Consider the following 18,258-nt stretch of genomic DNA (forward strand, 5'->3'; position numbering starts at 1 on the left):
GTCGCCCGCCGACTATGTCGAAAAAAGGGAAGAACGGCGCCCGCCGCCATGCTCTGCAGCGCCGCCGCTTCGATCACACGCTTCATCCTCACACGCGACCGGGCACGATTATCGTGCCGCCCGAGTCGCTGCCGCCGTTGCTTCAAATCACGGCGTATGGTCCCGATGTGATCGTCGAGAAACGCAATGCCACGGCCGCCCAAATTCGGGAACTGCGCGGCAAGTACCCGGTGGTGTGGATTGACGCCATCGGGCTCGGCGACGCCAGGTTGATCGAGGAGATTGGCGAGATGCTGGGACTGCATCGCCTGTCGCTCGAAGATATGGTTAACGTCCCGCAGCGGTCGAAGGTGGAGGATTATCCCCACCACCTCTTTGCCGTCACGCAAATTCCGACTTACAACGGCGACCTCTCGCTGGAACAGGTGAGCTTCTTCGCGGGCAAGGGATTCGTTTTGAGTTGGCGCGAGCATGCCGGCCATTCGTTTGACATCGTTCGCAAGCGACTGCAAGTCACGGGCGGGACGACGCGCTCGGCGAGCGTCGACTACTTGCTCTACGCATTGATCGATGCCGTGATCGATTCGTACTTTCCGGTGCTGGAGCAACTCGGCGAAGTCTTCGACGACCTCGATGATCGCGTCGAAGCCGACTCCAGCCCTGCATGCATTGCCCAGATGCGGGAGATCCGCCACGACACGCGGCAACTCCGCCGGATCATCTGGCCGCTGCGCGACGCCATCGACGATCTCATTCGCAGCCCGCCTGAGCACATCACGCAGGAAACGCTGATCCACTTTCGCGACTGCCACGACCACACCGTGCAGATCATGGATACGCTGGAGAATTACCGCGACGCGGGCAGCGACTTGCGCGATTACTATGCCACGTCGATCAGCAATCGGATGAACGAAACGATCAAGGTGCTGACGATCATCTCGACGATTTTCATGCCGCTCAGCTTCATCGCTGGAGTTTACGGGATGAACTTCCAGATGATGCCCGAGCTGGGGTGGAAGTATGGTTATCCGTTTGCACTTTCGTTGATGGGAATCGTCGCCGCGATGCAACTCTGGTTCTTCCGCCGCCGCGGCTGGATCGGCCGCGGCAAGCAGCACGACAAAGAGGCAAAAACCGAGTGACCAACCACCCAGCCGGAGGCCCACGGCCTCGGGGCAGCGCTACGCGCCAGGCTGCGAACTCGATCGCCCTACCCCCGGCCCGCGTGGCGGACCGGCTCGTGGTATGATTCTCGCTGACTCCTGACTCCTGCACCTGCCAACTCCGACCCTTCCGCCGTGCGCACCCTCATCAAGAACGCCGACGTCGTCTTCCCCACCGGGATCGTTGCCGTCTCGGTGTTGATGGAAAACGAGCGCATCGCCGTGATCGACCCGGCCATTCACACGACGGCAGATGAAACTGTCGACGCGACCGGACTGCACTTGCTGCCCGGCGTGATCGACGATCAGGTACACTTCCGCGAACCGGGCCTCACGCACAAGGAAGACCTTTTCACTGCCTCGCGGGCCTGCGCCAAAGGCGGCGTCACCACCTTCCTGGAGATGCCCAACACGATACCCAATGCGACCACGCAAGAGCTTCTCGACGCGAAGCTCGCGTTCGCCGCGGAAAAGTCACTGGTCAACTACGGCTTCTATATCGGGGCGACGCCACATAATCTCGAAGATCTGAAGCGAGCCGAGAATACGCCCGGCATCAAGATCTTCATCGGCTCCAGCACGGGCGATCTGTTGGTCGACGATCAAGAGGCCTTGGAGCGGATCTTTGCCGAGACGACGCTCCCGATCACTGCTCATTGCGAAGACGAGTCGACGGTTCGCGCCAACGTCGAACGATACCGCGGCATCGCCGACGTCGCCGTCCACTCCAAGATCCGCGACGTGGCGGCGGCCACAATTGCCACCCGCCGCGCCATTGATCTCGCCGTGCGGCATCGCCATCGCTTTCATGTCCTCCACGTGTCGACGGGCGAAGAAGCAGACATTCTTGGCGATTACTTTGCCGGGGTTGGCGAATACGCCGGGGTCGGGGCTGATCCGGCTCGCCGCTTCATCACGGCCGAGGCCTGTCCCCATCACCTATTGCTCAACGTCGACGACTACGCGCGGCTCGGCACGCTTGCGCAGATGAACCCGTCGCTAAAGTCGGCCGACGACAACCGCCGACTCTGGGAGGCGCTCCGCGACGGCCGCATCCAGGTGGTCGCCACCGACCACGCCCCCCACACGCTCGAAGAGAAGCGGCGGCCCTATCCGCAATCGCCCTCTGGCATGCCGATCGTCGAGAACAGTCTGGCCCTCATGCTGAACGAAGTGCACCGCGGCCGTTGCAGTTTGGAGCAAGTCGTCCAGTGGATGTGCGACGCTCCGGCCCGCGTCTGGGACATCGTTGACAAAGGTCGCATCGCGGTGGGGTACGACGCCGACCTCGTGCTGGTCGATCTCCACTGCCGTCACACGATCCGCAACGCCGAGCAACTCACCAAATGCGGCTGGAGCGCCTGGGACGGAGTCGAACTGGTCGGCCTGCCGGTCCGCACCTGGGTCCGCGGCCGCGAAGTCTACCGCGACGGACTGACGAATGATGCGGTGCGGGGCGCCGCGGCCCAGTTCGACCACGTCCGCGGCGGTTACTGGAGCAGTGTTTGAAGACTAACCACGAATGCACGAAGTTATGAAGAAAGACGCCAAGCGAGGAACGACAAGCAACGAGGCATAGTCGCACGAGCGCATGGCCAAATCCCTCACATCCAAAACTTCTCTTTGTGCGTTCTCAATGCCTTTTTGTCATAGCGGTTGCTCCGAACGAGTTCATTCGGCGCTCTCCGCGTACCGCTCAGGCTTGGCCACGAACTTCGCCTTTTCCGCCGCTCCGGCAAAGCGATAGATCTTGCCGTCATGCCAAGTGGCAAACTGCTGCGCGCCCGGGACCTGCTCGTCCTTGTCGACGAGCGTCACCGCACAGAAGCCGCGCGCCGCAACATCGATGAGCGCGAACTTCTCAGGACTTGCTTTAAACTTCGCCTTGGCCGCCGCGTCAGCGAAGAGGAACAAGCGTCCGTCGAATTCCGCCGCATGAAAGACGCTCCCACGGACGTGCTCGTCGCGCTCGACGAGCGACACGGCGCACTCGCCGCTGCAGGCTGGGAGATAGTCGGCGGGATCGCTCTTTAGCAGCCCGCGCTCCCGCTCGCCTGCCGTGAGGAACACGATATCCTTGAAGTTCACGCTGAACTCCTGCCGGCCGCGAACCCACGCGCCATCCTGTCGCAGCGAGACGGGGCAGTACCCCGACATCGCCGGCAGCGCGCCGAGCAGTGCATCCTTCGCCGATGCCTGCGGAGTCGCGAAGCCGTTCGTCTTCTTTGCCGAGTTCTGCTGGAATGCTTCGACCGTCAGTCGCTCGGAGGTCGTTTGGCTTTCCATCAGCAGATTGGGCTGCTCGACCTTCTGACCGCTGCCGTCGTAACGGCCGGGCGACTTCAAGAAGATTCGCCGCTCGAAGTCGTTAGCGAAGAAATAGCGCAGCCCGCGATGGATGACCACGGTCGCCGGCACGCCAGCGATCCACTTGCGGTCGTCGATCATGCTCACGACCGAACGGCCGTCGAGCACCAGATCGACGTTTTCATATTTGTCGGGTGCTTCGGCGAAACGCCGCTGCTCTTCGGGACCGGAGAAGAAGATCAATCGGCGGCGGTGGAGGATGCCGTACTCCAGTTTTCCGGCGACTCGTTTGCCACTTTCGGCGTACGTGACGGGGCAGTCGCCCCCCAGCATCGGCACGTACGTTTCGCGAGCAGCCTGAAAAATGTGGCGATCGCGCGAGGAGTCGAACCGGTACTCGAGCCCGTCGAACCGCGAAGCTTCCCCGCCGCGCCCCGGAACCCACTGGCGTTGGTCGTGCAATTGGACGACGCAGTAACCGGCGAGCGCCACCGGAAACTGCTCCGCGCCGGCGATTGGGCCGATTTCCCAATGGTTCGCGATGCGAGCCACCGGTTTTTCGTCGTCGGCGCTCGACTTCGGCGCAGCATCGGCCGCCAGGCACGGCGCTGCCCACGCGCAGAGAATCAGCGTTCGGAAGACTCGCCACATGCTGGAGTAGGCTCCTACGGAATCGGCCGCGGAGTGTACTGGCGTTGCCGCGACGCCGCGACGCCAATCGTGCTATCATCAATTTGCGCGTGAATGGTTGCACCGTTTATTCAGCCCCTGGCGCCGCCAGGGGAAAGCATCACGCGGGACGATGCTTTCCAGAATGGTAGCCGACCCCCCGGCGGAGCCGGGGGCGGCAACGTCTGCAAACGCTCCATCACCATCACCGCATGCCCCCCTCCCCTCTCCGACTTGCGATCGTCACCGGCGCCGGTAGCGGGCTAGGCCGTGAGTTCTGTCGGCAGCTAGCGAAGGCCGCCGGGTGGCATATCGTCTGCGTCGACATCACACTGGCCGATGCCGAGCAGACGCTTGCGGAAGTTCAACAGCTTGGCGCCGCCGGCGATGTGGTAGAGCTCGACGTCGCCGACGCCGATGCGTGGCTCGCCTTGCGCCGCCGCCTACAGCGAGATTGGCCGCGACTCGATCTACTCGTGAACAACGCCGGCGTCTGCATGTCCGCCGAAGTCGGCGACGGCGATTTTTCTGTTTGGCGGCGCGTGATCGAAGTGAACTACCTCGGCCTGCTCACCGGCTGCCAGGTGATGACGCCGTGGCTCAAGGCATCAGCCCTGCTCGCTGAGAATTCCGCCATTTCCAACTCACGACTCGCAACTCGCCACTCGCAACTCCCACCAGCGATCATCAACATCGCGTCGATCACGGCCTTTACCCCCGCGCCCGCCATGGGGGCCTACGCCTCGTCGAAGGCCGGGGTCGTCGCTCTTACCGAAGCGATGTATGCCGAACTGCGGCCGCATGGCGTCCATGTCACCGTTGTCGCGCCAGGGTTCTTCCGCACGCGCCTATTGGAACGGGGCACGTTCACTCTGCGCCGGCATCGGGCTCAGGCCGAGTATCTCACTCGCTCGGCTCGGATCGACGCCGCTAGCGTTGCCCGCGAGTCACTCGCCGCGTCCCGTCATGGCCGGCTGTACGTCATCACGGGTCGCCGTGCTCGTTGGCTCTGGCGAATCAAGAGGCTAGCGCCACGGATTCTTTTTCGCATCATCGCCCGCCGCTACCAACGGATCATCATTCGCGCGGAGGATAACGCCGCCAGCGATTGATGCGGGGTGCGTCAGCAGGGATGATAGTTGGAAGTCACAACGCCGGGGGCGAGACGCACCGGCTCGCGCGAGACTGATTCTTCTGCCCTCCTCCTTCGCCCTTCCGCCTTACCCCTTTCGAACATGCTTCACCTCCAATCCGCCACCGACGCCCGTTGGCTCCGCCAGGTTGATGGAAATCTCAACGAGATTCTCATCGATCACGCCCACTGCGAGAAAAAGGCGGCGGGGACGGCCCTCAATCTGATCTTCCACTATGTCGAAGATCGCGAGCTCTGCCAGGAAATGACCGAGATCGTCAATGAGGAACTCGAACACTTTCATCTGGTGATCGATCTGCTCGACCGCCGCGGCGTGAAGTTTCGCCGCCTCAAGCCCAGTCAGTACGGTCGCAAGCTAAACGATCTCTGCCGCAAACAAGAACCGCACCGGGCGGTCGACCGCCTGCTGGTGGCGGGAATCATCGAGGCGCGCAGCTGCGAGCGATTTCAAGCGTTGGCCAATCACATTGCAGATCTCGAACTCGCGACATTCTACCGCAGCCTGTTTGAAGCCGAAGCCCGCCACCACGCCACCTACACCCGGTTGGCGATGCACTTCGCGCCGGAGAAAGAAGTGCTGCGACGGCTCAACGAACTCGCCGCCCTCGAAGCGGCGATTATCGCCGAGGGCGAGGAACTTCCGCGGATGCACAGCTAAGGACTCATCGATGAAGAGTTTCGTCCCCTCCTTCAGCCCCTGGCTCCGCAACATTATGCAAACGCCATCAGATCGTTTCCTCGTCGCAAGTGGTTTCTAGCGGCCTGGATGCAGAGTTTGGCGTTCACCCAGAGGGTGACGCGCGGCAGTCGCCTCACCCAGTTGGGGAGTGGTCCGAGCCCGCCGCCGAAATTGGTGAGTTGAGCGAAGCGTTGCTCGATGTACGTCCGCTGCTTGAAGAGTGCTTGGCCATCGGCGGTCGTCAGCAGTTCGATCGACTGCAAGCGGCCGATGCTGTGGCGGCGGTGGCCCAGCGCTCGTCCCGCGCGACGCTGCGGAGCGATCAACGTCACGCCCGACCGTGCGGCGATCTCGTGCAGCGGGTTGCTGTCGTAGTTGCCGTCGGCCAGGACGCAGCCTCCGCCGACTTGCGGCAAGAGTCGCCGGGCGACCGTCTGTTCGCTCACGTTGAGCGGCTGGATTTCGCACGCCACGAGCGCATCGATCGTCCAGACGGCGTGCAGCTTGTAGCCGCGGGCCGGGCCGCCGACGCCATGCCCGCGCGTGGCGTCGGGATCCTTGCTGAAGCCTCCTACCGGCAACGGCTTACCGTCGAGGAAGCTCACCTCCGGCGGGTGCGGGCCCTGCCAGCAACGCTTCCTCAACCGCTCGATCAGTTCCACGGCCGCCGCCGTGCGGAGACGACGGCTCGCCGTCGATTGGCTCGGCAGCCGCACCTGCCATGACGACGGCCAATTCTCCGGCCGACACGCCCAACTCACCGGTCGATCGTGGATCACCGCCCAGAGATAGACGCCGACGATCCAACTGACCGAATAGACGTGTCCCGAACGATCGCTGCATAACCGCCGAGTCAAACGGTATAGTACGCTCCAGAGTTCGCGTTCCATGGCTCACCTCCTAGAAACGTGTCAGGTCTCTAGGAACAGCCTGGAACGCGGGCCTTTTTACCGTTAGCGACGCGTGCTAGCTATTGCATTATGTTGTCCGCCAGGGGGTGGCGTCACGAGCGACTCGGCCTTGCTCGGCAGGCAAACCGACCCCCTGGCGGAGCCAGGGGCTGAAAAGGTTGTTGGCGTTCGCCATGAGCTGCATTTTACCCGCGCTGGCAACGACCGCGCATGCCGCCGACCGTCCCAACATCCTCTGGCTCAGCACCGAGGACATGAGCCCCAACCTCGGCTGCTACGGCGACCAGCAGGCGCGCACGCCGCACATCGACCAACTAGCCGCGGAGGGCATTCGCTACGCCAACGCCTTTGTCCCGTCGCCGGTTTGCGCGACGTGCCGCAGCTCGATCATCACCGGCGTCTACTCCGCGGCGCTCGGCACGCATCACATGCGCAGCCGAGTGAAAATTCCCGGCGAGATTCATTGCTTCCCGCAATATCTTCGCCAGGCTGGTTACTACTGCGCCAACAACGAGAAGGAAGACTACAACTTCAAGACGCCGCCTGGCGCCTGGGACGAGTCAAGCGCCTCCGCCACCTGGCAGAAGCGTCCTGCGCCGGAGACCCCCTTCTTCGCCGTCTTCAATTTCACCGGTACGCACGAAAGCAGCATTCGCGGCGACGAGCCGAAATATTCCCAGACCATCAAACAGCTATCGCCCGACCAACTGCACGACCCGGCGAAGCTGACGTTGCCGCCCTACTACCCCGATACGCCGAAAGTTCGCGCCCACTGGGCCCGCTACTACAACGTTGTCTCAGCGCTCGATCTGTGGGTCGCCGAGCGACTGACCGAACTCGAAGAGGCGGGCGTCGCCGATGAGACGATCGTCTTCTTCTGGAGCGATCACGGCGCCGGCATCCCGCGACACAAACGCTGGCTCTACGACAGCGGCATGCGCGTCCCGCTGATTGTCTACGTCCCCGCAAAATGGTGCCATCTCGTCCCTTGCACGCCTGGCGAAGTCCGCGATCATCTTGTCAGCCTCGTCGATCTTGGCCCGACGGTGCTCAATCTCGCCGGAGTGAAGATTCCAACGTACATGCAGGGCCAGCCCTTTCTCGGCCCGAACCTGCCCGAGCCCCGCCAGTACGTCTACGGCGCGCGCGATCGCATGGACGAATCGTACGACATGTTTCGCGCCGTCAGCGACGGCCGCTTTAAGTACATCCGCAACTACATGCCGCAGCGACCGTACGCCCAAAGCCAAAGCTACGGCGACAATAGCGATATCATGCGCGAGTGGCGCCGATTGTCGGCTGCCAATCAGTTGAACGCCGAACAGGCCTTGTTCATGCAGGAGTCGAAGCCGATCGAAGAATTGTACGACACGAAGGCTGATCCCCACGAGCTACGCAACCTTGCCGCAGACGACCAATCTGCGGCCACTCGCGGCCGGCTTTCCGCCGCGCTCGACGCCTGGATGCTATCGATCCGCGATCTCGGCGTCGTCCCCGAAGCGATGCTCGAGCGCGCCGTGCCGAGAAATGGCACGCGCTACAAACTGTTCCGCGAAGCCAACGGCGAAGCCCAATACGCCCGTTTCGCCGAAGCGGCAAAACGCCGCCACGCGCCCCCGACGCTTCCCTCCGGGAAGGGCGCAGGTCCAGACGCTGTCGACGGCGCGCCAGCGATCGACGACGCCATCCGCGTCTTTAGCGCCGAACAGACCCTCAACGACAAGGCGGCCGATTCCTCCGCGCGTGACCAAGCGCTGGCGACATTGGTGGAGATCTTCGACCGCGGGCAGGACCGCTGGGACCAAATCGCCGCCGCGAATGTGCTCGATCTTCACGTTGCTAGAACGCCGCATGCCGCGGAAGTCGGGCGCATTACCCAGCGGCTGAAGAGACAACTCCGCAAGGCGGGCGGCCAGGGTCCCGAGTTCAACTCTCTGCAGCCTTGGCTGAACCGCTTCGGCGAGCGCTTCCCAGTGAGCGTCCCTGCGACAACGGCCCCCGAATAAAAAGCAGCGAAGCGTGGCGTCCGTCTCGCCGAGACGGGCGCGATGCGACGGCTCACTCGCTCGGATCGGTCGCCCGCCCCATCCCCTCGGGCGGCGTCGCATCCGTTGGCTCGGCCATCTTCTGCGCGCCCGCGCCGCGACCAAACTCATATGCCACCAGCGCCCCCAGCGCCATGAACACGAACTGCCAGGGATTCAAATCTCCAGCCCGCGGATTCCCCACAACGCCGCCGGCGAAGGCCGGATTCATCGTGCGATCCTCTCCATTCGTTGCGGGCGGTTCCACCGCGGGCGTTTCGGCAGCGTCGCTCTCATCCGCTTCGCTTGCCGCATTGGCGTTGGCGGGAGCCGCGGCGGCGGGCTTCGTCTTCATCGCTTGATCGCGTTTCTTCATCACCTCGGCAATCACGACGGTGCTGCCATAGATCGCCGCGAGCGCGATGATTCCGGAAATGGCGCCGCGCAAGTAGCTCCGCTCCATGTGCGTTCGATTCGCCTGCCGCACGCCGAGACCGGTGAGGAGTCCGATGACAATGGCGAACCACGACGCCTCGATCGGCTTGCCAAGCATGCCGGTCTCCAGCACCGTATGAAGCGCCACGCCCACAGCGGCGCCAACAGTGCCGCCCAGCAGAGTAGGACCAACGCCCATCGCGACCACCTTCGAGGGTAACCCTCAAGCGAGCGGAAAAGCGCCCGGCGCAGCAAGCCCGCGTCACACGCGGCCTCCTCCCGGACGACGCCGCTCATTCTAAGAAGCGGCGCCGGCCCGCGTCAAATTTCCCCGCCCATTTGGGGCCCGTTTCGCACCCCTAAAGAACCCGCTAAAATCAAAGATTCGCTGGCCTCCACCGGCTGGCCGTTAAGTCTCTCGCAAAGACGCGAAGGCGCAAAGAATCGCCAAGAAAACTGCCCCGGGCTCGCTCGAACGTAATCGAGTCTCGGCTTGATGCTTCCATTTTGTTTTCTTTGCGTTCCTCCTTAGCGCCTTTGCGAGAAATAAACAGTTCGCGAGCACAATTCACAGACAACGGAAGAATCGAAATGAACATCGCAGTCATCGGCGGCGACGGCACCGGACCTGAAGTAGCGGCCGAAGGCGTCAAGGTCCTCAAGGCAGTCGCCAAGCTCGAAGGCTTCGACAAGGACCTCAAGCTCACCGACCTCGACTGGGGCGGCGACCGCTACCTGAAGACCGGCGAAGCCCTCCCCGCCGACGCCATCGACCAGCTTCGCAAGTTCGACTGCATCCTCCTCGGCGCCGTCGGCCATCCCGACGTGAAGCCGGGCATCCTCGAACGCAAGCTGCTGCTCGACCTCCGCTTCGGTCTCGATCAGTACATCAACCTCCGCCCGGTGAAGTTGTTCCCCGGCGTGGAAACGCCGCTGAAAGATAAGAAGCCCGAGGACATCGACTTCATCGTCGTCCGCGAGAACACCGAAGACCTCTACTGCGGCGCCGGCGGCTTCATGCACAAGGGGACGCCGAACGAGGTCGCCACGCAAACGGCCATCTACACCCGCAAGGGTTGCGAACGGGCGATCCGGTACGCCTTCGAACTCTGCAAGAAGCGCAACAACCCCAAGGGGAAGAAGCTCACGCTGGTCGCCAAGACCAACGTGCTGACGACCGGCCACGACCTTTGGTGGCGCACGTTCCAGGAAGTCGGCGCCGAGTATCCGGAGATCGAAAAGGACTACAACCACGTCGACGCCTGCTGCATGTGGATCGTCAAGAACCCTGAGTTCTACGACGTGATCGTGACGACGAACATGTTCGGCGACATCATTACCGACCTCAGCGGCATCATCCAAGGCGGCATGGGCGTCGCCGCCGGCGGCAACATCAACCCCGACAAGGGCGGCGTCAGCATGTTCGAGCCGATGGGCGGCAGCGCGCCGAAGTACACCGGCACGGGCAAGATCAACCCGATCGCCGCCATCAACGCCGTGAGCATGCTGCTCGACCAGCAAGGCCACCCGAAGGCGGCGAAGCGCGTGATGGACGCGATTATGAAGGTGACCGCGACGAAGATGAAGAGCCAGAACGCGGGGAAGATGGGCTACACGACGAGCGAAGTCGGCGATTTGGTCGTCGAAGCGCTGTAGTCGTTCGTCGTTCCGCGATAACGCATTCTCAATCCGAACCGCCCATTAGCCCCCGGCCCTTCAGGCCGGGGGTTTTTTATTTACGAGTAAAAAGAGTACCGTATTGAGAATGTATTCGTTCCGATTGTCGGTTCAATCTGATAACCAACAGCATAGTGCGACGCGTTCCCATCAGGGTGGTTCCAGGGAGTGAATGTATGCCGAAACGAACTAATGACTTCCAGAAATTAGTACGCCTGATCCAGCAAGCCTTCGCGCCGAAGGGCGCCACTGTAACTGAATCAGCTATGGAGCCCGTGCCTGGTTTCAAAAATCCTCGCGAGATCGACATTCTTGTGCAAACTCAAGTGGGGCCTTACCGGATAAGGATTGCTGTCGAGGCAACTGATTCAGGAAGGAAACTCGACCATGCAACATTGGGGAAGATCTACAGCAAATACTTTGGTGACGGCTCAGTTAAGGTAAACAAAGTAGTCATCGTTACGCGAGAAGGATTTACAGAGGATGCGGTAGCTCGTGCGAAGCTGAATGACATTGAGCGATTGACTCTAAAAGAGGCTTTAAAAAAGAACTGGAGTGCTGATGGAGCGTTCATAAACTTTGAGATGGCTCCTCATGTATGCAAAGTTCTCGTAGAACCGGCTTTCAATGTTTTCTCGACTAAAGGTTTTATTGATGAGGCGACGCTGACGTGTACGCACGGGAAAAAGTTTGGGACACTCCGGAAGTATGCCAACTTTGTATTCTGGCAACAGATCGTTCCGAGAGATCCGGCTATACTTCAGAAGATTCAACTGAAAGCTTTAAATGAGCCCAATGGCCAAGCGTCAGCGACGATTGCGTTCGAACTAGATCACCATTCGATTTTGTATCTTGGGAAGCAATATAAAGCGAATCGCATCAAGATCATCGTTCATGCAATAGTTGCGCGCGGGTCGCTTAACTGCGTGGAGTACGAGGTCGTTTCCGAATCAGGGAATGTGCAGACAGTGCGGGTTGCGGAAGGAATTGCTGGTCCAAAGAAATTTACACTGGTGATTCCTGAATCCACTTCGGATCCCAAAGTCGTTCTTGACGTCGCGGATGCCATCCCGGCAACTTCAAAAGAAAAGAAGTCAGCAAAGAAAAAGACTACTAAGAAAAAGGTGGTGAAGAAAAGGGCACCTAAGAAAGAGCCGTGACCACGGTCTTCTCACATCGCCACCTTCCCATGAATCTTCGGATCCCCCTCCACATCCGGCCGCGTGCCGCTGAATTACGCCTTCCCCGCCTTGATGAGATACTTGATCACGCCCGTTGATTCTCAGTCCCGAAGGGACGCGCCGCGATAGCCCATGGCGCAGCCCTGGGTAACGGCACGCGATCAACGATGTAGCCCTGTAAGGGCGCGCTTGGTGTAACTCTCACCTAAGCGCGCCCTTACAGGGCTACGAAGAGAATCACCGCATTCTTTCCCAGGGCTGCGTGCTGGGCTTTCATGGCGCGGCCTTACAGGCCTGAGGGCGTGGCACAAATACATGTGAACAAGATATATGCCGTGACGATGCCGACATTCGCTGGTCACATCGCCACCTTCCCATGAATCTTCGGATCCCCCTCCACATCAGGGCGCGTGCCGCTAAGGTACGCCTTTCCCGCCTCGATGAGGTACTTGATCCCGCTCGTCCCGCTGTTGTCCCAATACTCGCCCGCCTCGCCCTGCACTTTCAGCAGCACGAGATGCGGATCGTCCTTCCCGCCGGGGAACCACACCTTCCACGCCTCGTTCCATAGCTCCTCGACCTTGCGGCTATCCTTCACCGGCGCCGCCTTCCCGCTGATCGAGACGAACTTCATCGACGACTGCATCGCGACGTTCACATGACGGTCGCTCGCGATCTCATCGATCTTTCCCGAATCGTCCTGGGTGAGAAACCAGAGCGTCCCGTCGGCGTCGAACCCCGCCACCGCCATCGGCCGCGACCGCAACGCCCCATCCGGCCGCCGCGTAACCAACATGGCGGCATCGAAGTCGTCAAGCAATTCCCGAAGCTTGTCGTCTGGCGCGGCGGACATTGTCGTTTCTCCTAAATGGGCGAGGTAATTGATTGCTTTGATTTCCACTAGGTGAGAAACGCTCGCAAATCACGCGCCTTCCTTCGCTTGAGGCGGCCCCGGCATTCGGGCAACGCGTACGGGGTCGGGATCCTTTTGCCACTGGCGACGCGTTTTCTCAAGGAGCCTGCCAGTGGCAAAAGGACCCCGACCCCTTCAACGTTCGCACACAGAAGCGGAAAAAGGGCGAACGCGATCTCGCGCCCGCCCTTTTTGAACCGCCATTCTCGTCACTCGCTCCTTAGCGTCTTGCCATCACAGCAATGTTCGAGTCGAACACGAGATCATCCAGCCAAGTCGGCCGGCCGTTGATGTATTCCCAGCCGCTCTGGAATAGCTGATCGACGGCCGAGGGCGAGGTTCGCGTCAGGCGGTCGACGCCATTGCCGCCGTCGAGGGTCAGCTTCTTCGCTCGCAGATGGGCGAGCGTCATGTTGTCGTTCCCTTCGCCCATGCGAATCTCGGCCGTCTCGTAGAGGAAGCCGGCGGCGAAGCCCGTGTCGTTGCCGGCGCCAGCGTCGACGATCACGTAGCTTCCCCAGTTGCCGGCAGTGAGGCTGAACTGGTCGTCGCCGCCGCCCAGCCAGATGTAGGTGGCGAAGCCGATTTGGCCGATCGGTATCGTCACCTTGTCGGCGTCGGTCTCAGCGAGCGAATCGTAGGTCTGGATGATCAGCGAGCCGTTGATCTCGGGCATCGGGTCGCCGATGGCGATTAAGCTTGAATCGAAGTCGACCGTCACGCCGTCAGCCCCGGCGCCCGTGTAGAGGAGCAAGTTGCTCCAGTGCGCCGGACCGTTGCCGAACTTGGCGGCGGAGACGTCGACGACGTCGTCGCCGGCGCCGAGGTACCCCTGGAAGTAACCGTTTGTCATGAAGCCGAGTCCCGTGAAATAGGGATCGGTCGAATCGCCCAGCATGAGAAAGTCGTTGCCGGCGCCGGTGTAGACGCTGACGTCGCCGGTGACGTAGGTGGGACGCACGTTGAATGAACTGTCGAGCGCGCTGTCCATCCACACGGTGTCGGCGTCGTTCTCGTTGACGTTGGCGTAGGTCTGAATTCGCAGATTGCCGAGCAGCGTCGTCCCCTTAATCGACGCGGTATCGGCCCCGGCGCCCGTGTTGATCGTGAGATTGTCGGCGCCGAGACCATCGCCGATGTTCGAGTTGCTGATGAAGACCCAGTCGTTGCCAACGCCGGTGTTCACGCTCACCGCGCCCCGTGCGTTGAAGCCCCAGCCGAAAACCTGGTCGTTGTCCGGAGCATTAAAGACGCCGCCGACGCCGCCGAGCCCGCCTTTGGCGACCTGAGTTTTCTGGGCGATTACCAGCTCCGGCGCCGCCATGTTGATGTTGACGTTGTTGAAGTTCGGCGCACTCGCACCGCCGTCGAATCCCAAATGCAGGCGATCGTGGCCGGCGCCGAGGTTGACGTTCAAATCGCCAGTGATCATGAAGTCTTGAGACTGCTGACCATTGACCCGACTGACGGACCCGTCGCCGTTGTTCTCCGCGCCCATCACGCGAACAACTCCGGGAGAAACTTGGAAGACGCGAACGCCATTATCAAGCCCCGTTTGGCCGAGCGCCTCGCTGATATAGAGATTGCCGTTCAGGACCGAGGCCGCGACGTCGCCTGCCATCATCTGGCGGGTTTCCAGCATTTCCATCCGGAACCGGAGCGGGAGCGCTTTGAGACTTTTGGCAGGCTTCGAACGTTTACGCAGGAGGTTGGAGAACATGGGAGGGGCCTTTTGCATGATTCGGTAAGACGATCCGAGGTACGCAATCGACCTCGTTGCTTCGTGATGCGCACGGGAAGAGAGTTTGTTACCGGAGCGGCGGAAGACGCGGGAATTGACGGGCGGGATTGCCCGCAACGTTCTCGCGCTGCATCATTTCAGCAACCAGCAACCAGCAACCAGCAACCAGTACCCGTAGTCCGCCATGCCCTCCCCCACCGACCGCTTTTCGGATCGCGTTGAGAACTACGTCCGCTACCGTCCGAGCTATCCGGCAGCGGTGCTGGATGTTCTCCGCGAGGAGATTGGCCTGACGCCGGATTGGTCGATTGCCGACGTCGGTTCCGGAACAGGGATTTCCGCGGCGCTACTGCTCGACAATGGCAACGAGGTCTTCGCGGTTGAACCGAACGGCCCCATGCGCGCCGCGGCCGAGAAATTGCTCGCTCCGTATCCGAAATTCCACGCCGTCGACGGCACGGCGGAGGCCACAACGCTGGACGCTCGCTCCGTCGACGCCGTTGTTGCGGCCCAGGCCTTCCATTGGTTCGATCCGGCGGCGTTCGGAGGCGAATGTCGCCGGATTCTGAAGCCGAACGGTTGGGCCGTGCTGCTCTGGAACGCGCGACGGCTCGACGCCACGCCATTTCTCCGTGGCTACGAAGAGCTGCTCCAGAAATACGGAACCGACTACGCCCGAGTCCGGCACGAGAACGTCGACGAATCGCGGCTCGACTGCTTTTTTGGGACCAGCGCGCGGAGGAGAAGCGTCGAGAACTTTCAACCCCTCACGCTGGATGGACTTCGAGGTCGCTTGCTATCGTCGTCCTACGTTCCCGCGGATGGCGATCCCTCACAAGCGGCGATGCTCAGCGAACTCGACGACCTCTTCGCGCGCGAGCAAACCAACGGGCAGGTGGTCATCGAGTACGACACGGAAATCTACTTCGGACAGATCGCCTGATTTCCGCGCGTGGAACAGCCCGCAATCAGTTGCTTCTCTGCTTGGTGCGTTCCGCGCGCCTTCAAAGTCTTGGCGCTTAGTAGAATCCGACCGCTCTACGGCGTCAGTCGCATCACGTCGCGCACGAAGTCAGTGCGAGCGCCGCCGTACTGCTGGTATTGGGCGATGAACTGCTGCATCTCCGCCGCGGTGGGCTGCCGGCCCAATAGCGTTTGATAGAGCGCGGCGAGATAGGGATCGCGCTGATTCCCCAGCCGATCGAAATATTCGCTGCTCCCCAGAATGTAGGCCTGAATGTCCTGCGGCGACTTGCCCGCTTGCAGGTAACTCTGCCAGGCGTTGAGTTCCTGCGGCGAGGCGTCTCGGCGGAGGTACTGCTTGTACCATTGATTTATCTGATCGAGCTGCCCGACGGCATAGGCGCCATTCGCCGGAACGCCGGCGCCAACTTTGACGAGGTTCACCTGAATCGTCGGGACGTTGGCCAGCGGCGTCACCGGTACCGCGGCCGAACTCTGCAGCAAGATTTGTCCGCGATCGACCAGATACGCGTCGACGGCATACTTGTGGTCCGGGTAAAGTTGCGTGCGGTCGATGGCAATCGAAAACGGAATCGGCGGATGCTTGGGGTTGGTGATCACCTGCTTGCCAACCTCCACGTTCTGCCAACTGGGGTACGTGACGTCGCGCAGCCGCACCGTCAGGACCGCCTGTTGCGAAATCGTGACCCGCTCCTTGCATACCACTTCGCCGCGCACCGACGCGGCGTTCTGCTGCACCAGCGTCACCGGCAAGTTCTGTAGGCGTCGGTTGCGATTGTCGAACACCAGAAAGTCGACTTTCCCGTTCTGATCGACGCGCCGGCGGATTTCGTCGCCTAGATCAAACAGCGCCCCTTCGACGTAGCCGACCTGGAAGCCGTCAACGTTGACGATGATGTCGCCCGTTTCAAGTCCTGCCTGTTGAGCCGGCATGCCCGCCTCGACGTCGGTGAGAACGACGCCGGTGTCGACGTTTTGGATCGCGACGCCCAGGCGCCACGAATTGGGCTGGGCGTTCCACGAAGGCGTGGCTGACGTGCTCGGCAACAAGCTTGGCGCGGCGCTCCAGGCTTCGCTCAGGTCGCGGCTGCGAATCGTCGCCTGGGCCGCGGCGTCGTGAGTTGCGAAGCCGATGGCCAGCGTTAGCGTCGCGGCCAGCAAGGGCGACGCAACTGCAGAAAAGTTCAGACGCAAAGTCGGCGTCATTGATGTGGCTCCAAAGTGGGCGAGCGTCATGAATAAAAGCCACCGGCTCTGCCGGCGGACGCAATTCGTTGGGAGCGGACTATAAGCGAGCTTCGTCCACCGGCGGTGCCGGTGGCTTGGATGCCACAGCGATCAACGTTACTGCGCCCCAGTCCAGCCGAGCGCGTCGCGCGATGCCAGCACTTCGTCGCGTCGCAGCGGCAGCAGCCCAGCCTTCACGGCATCTTCCTGCCCCGAGCGGCTCAGCACATAACGGAGCAATTCCTCCGTCATTGCCGGCATCGGCTTTCCCTGCTCCCACTTCAGGACGACGAATAGCTGCCGCACAAGCGGATAGCGGGGGTCGACCGCCTCGCCCATCTTGGGCGCCGGGACCACTTCGCCCGTGTTAAGGACCAACGGCAACACCTTGCCCTGCGTCGCTGGGGCCAGTGACAGACTGAGATATCCGACGCCGGCGGGATCCTTCGTCACGGCTTCGCAAATCTGCGCGTAGCCGTTGCAGTCCTTGCCGCCGCGGCTCGTGGCTCCATCGCCCAGAAAGCGATTGACGAGGTAGCCCCAGGCCCCTGTCCCCGTGCTGCGTCCGTAGATGTTAATCGGGGACTTGGCGAGCGGCCCCGCGACGCCGACGTCGCCCCATGTCTTCGCGCCGGGATTCTCTGGCGCGTCGGGATTCTGGAGAATCTTGATCCCCTGCTCCATGGTGAGCTGTTCGAGCGGATTCTGCGGATTCACGACCACGCCGAGTACATCCTTCGCTGTCGCGATTGCCACAACGCCGCCATCTTTCAACTCTTTCTCCGTGAGCGGACGGCTCATGAGGCCAATCTCCATCGCGCCGGCGCCGAGCTTCGGCAACACTTGCCCTGACTCGAACATCACCACGTCGAGCTTCGCATCAGGATGGACATGCCGCAGCCCGTCCGCCCAGAGATGGGCCAGCTGATTCATCGCGGACGAACCGGCGACCGAGAGCTTTCCGCTGATCGGCGCCTTGGGCAGATAAGGCGGCAATCCTCCCAGCAAGTTATCTTCCTGGGCAGGAATCGCGGCGACGGCGCTCGCCAATTGTGGATCGACCGCTCGCAGCGGTGCGGCGCACAACAGGGTCGTGATCAGACTCAGGGCCAATGCCGCGCAGCGGCGCGACAGGCGCGTGCGAACTTCCATTTCGCTTCCTCCCAGATGACTCGGCTAGCTCCGTCATGAGTC

Annotated in this window: 15 protein-coding genes; 8 read left to right on the forward strand and 7 right to left on the reverse strand. The window is 61.6% G+C overall.

Features of this window, described 5'->3' with window-relative positions; translation table 11 throughout:
• Positions 1-14: 14 nt before the first annotated feature.
• Entirely contained in the window at positions 15-1,142 is a 1,128-nt protein-coding gene (corA, locus tag I41_RS02640) for a magnesium/cobalt transporter CorA (RefSeq protein WP_145430620.1), read from the forward strand.
• Between the two features lie 156 nt (positions 1,143-1,298).
• On the forward strand, positions 1,299-2,672 hold the full coding sequence (locus I41_RS02645; protein WP_145430622.1) for a dihydroorotase: 1,374 nt from the start codon (positions 1,299-1,301) through the stop codon (positions 2,670-2,672).
• Between the two features lie 162 nt (positions 2,673-2,834).
• On the opposite strand, the gene I41_RS02650 is transcribed toward I41_RS02645, so the two are convergent.
• Positions 2,835-4,121, reverse strand: coding sequence for a hypothetical protein (locus I41_RS02650; RefSeq protein WP_145430624.1), 1,287 nt, complete (start codon positions 4,119-4,121; stop codon positions 2,835-2,837).
• Positions 4,122-4,351: 230 nt separating this feature from the next.
• Here I41_RS02650 and I41_RS02655 point away from each other — a divergent pair, with 230 nt between their 5' ends.
• Complete coding sequence (locus I41_RS02655) at positions 4,352-5,251, forward strand: SDR family NAD(P)-dependent oxidoreductase (RefSeq protein WP_145430626.1); 900 nt, start codon at positions 4,352-4,354, stop codon at positions 5,249-5,251.
• Positions 5,252-5,374: 123 nt separating this feature from the next.
• Complete coding sequence (gene miaE / locus I41_RS02660; protein WP_145430628.1) at positions 5,375-5,950, forward strand: tRNA-(ms[2]io[6]A)-hydroxylase; 576 nt, start codon at positions 5,375-5,377, stop codon at positions 5,948-5,950.
• A 53-nt stretch (positions 5,951-6,003) separates the two neighbouring features.
• Here the strand turns inward: miaE and I41_RS02665 are convergent, their stop codons facing one another.
• Positions 6,004-6,861 carry a transposase gene (locus I41_RS02665; RefSeq protein WP_145429803.1) on the reverse strand — a complete coding sequence of 286 codons (858 nt, stop codon included), beginning with the start codon at positions 6,859-6,861 and terminating at the stop codon, positions 6,004-6,006.
• 194 nt (positions 6,862-7,055) lie between these two features.
• On the opposite strand from I41_RS02665, the gene I41_RS02670 reads away from it, so the two are divergent.
• On the forward strand, positions 7,056-8,888 hold the full coding sequence (locus I41_RS02670) for a sulfatase family protein (protein ID WP_145430630.1): 1,833 nt from the start codon (positions 7,056-7,058) through the stop codon (positions 8,886-8,888).
• Positions 8,889-8,940: 52 nt separating this feature from the next.
• On the opposite strand, the gene I41_RS02675 is transcribed toward I41_RS02670, so the two are convergent.
• Positions 8,941-9,540: a hypothetical protein gene (locus I41_RS02675; RefSeq protein ID WP_145430632.1), complete on the reverse strand. Its 600-nt coding sequence runs from the start codon at positions 9,538-9,540 to the stop codon at positions 8,941-8,943.
• Between the two features lie 392 nt (positions 9,541-9,932).
• Here I41_RS02675 and I41_RS02680 point away from each other — a divergent pair, with 392 nt between their 5' ends.
• Both I41_RS02680 and I41_RS02685 read left to right on the forward strand, forming a co-directional pair.
• Positions 9,933-10,997: a 3-isopropylmalate dehydrogenase gene (locus I41_RS02680; RefSeq protein WP_145430634.1), complete on the forward strand. Its 1,065-nt coding sequence runs from the start codon at positions 9,933-9,935 to the stop codon at positions 10,995-10,997.
• Between the two features lie 197 nt (positions 10,998-11,194).
• The gene (locus tag I41_RS02685) at positions 11,195-12,178 is read left to right on the forward strand and encodes a hypothetical protein (protein ID WP_145430636.1); all 984 of its coding nucleotides are present in this window, start codon (positions 11,195-11,197) and stop codon (positions 12,176-12,178) included.
• A 379-nt stretch (positions 12,179-12,557) separates the two neighbouring features.
• Here the strand turns inward: I41_RS02685 and I41_RS02690 are convergent, their stop codons facing one another.
• Both I41_RS02690 and I41_RS02695 read right to left on the reverse strand, forming a co-directional pair.
• The gene (locus I41_RS02690) at positions 12,558-13,052 is read right to left on the reverse strand and encodes a pyridoxamine 5'-phosphate oxidase family protein (protein ID WP_145430638.1); all 495 of its coding nucleotides are present in this window, start codon (positions 13,050-13,052) and stop codon (positions 12,558-12,560) included.
• A 280-nt stretch (positions 13,053-13,332) separates the two neighbouring features.
• Entirely contained in the window at positions 13,333-14,832 is a 1,500-nt protein-coding gene (locus I41_RS02695) for a hypothetical protein (protein ID WP_145430640.1), read from the reverse strand.
• Between the two features lie 205 nt (positions 14,833-15,037).
• On the opposite strand from I41_RS02695, the gene I41_RS02700 reads away from it, so the two are divergent.
• Positions 15,038-15,796 (forward strand): class I SAM-dependent methyltransferase, encoded by a 759-nt coding sequence (locus I41_RS02700; protein ID WP_145430642.1) that lies wholly within the window; start codon positions 15,038-15,040, stop codon positions 15,794-15,796.
• A 95-nt stretch (positions 15,797-15,891) separates the two neighbouring features.
• Here I41_RS02700 and I41_RS02705 read toward each other — a convergent pair whose 3' ends face one another.
• Together I41_RS02705 and I41_RS02710 are read right to left on the reverse strand one after the other, a co-directional pair.
• Entirely contained in the window at positions 15,892-17,043 is a 1,152-nt protein-coding gene (locus tag I41_RS02705) for a YbaY family lipoprotein (protein ID WP_145430644.1), read from the reverse strand.
• 138 nt (positions 17,044-17,181) lie between these two features.
• Positions 17,182-18,216 (reverse strand): PstS family phosphate ABC transporter substrate-binding protein, encoded by a 1,035-nt coding sequence (locus I41_RS02710; RefSeq protein ID WP_145430647.1) that lies wholly within the window; start codon positions 18,214-18,216, stop codon positions 17,182-17,184.
• Positions 18,217-18,258 lie beyond the last annotated feature (42 nt).

Origin of the sequence: Lacipirellula limnantheis, assembly GCF_007746075.1 — a bacterium.
Lineage (GTDB): Bacteria > Planctomycetota > Planctomycetia > Pirellulales > Lacipirellulaceae > Lacipirellula > Lacipirellula limnantheis.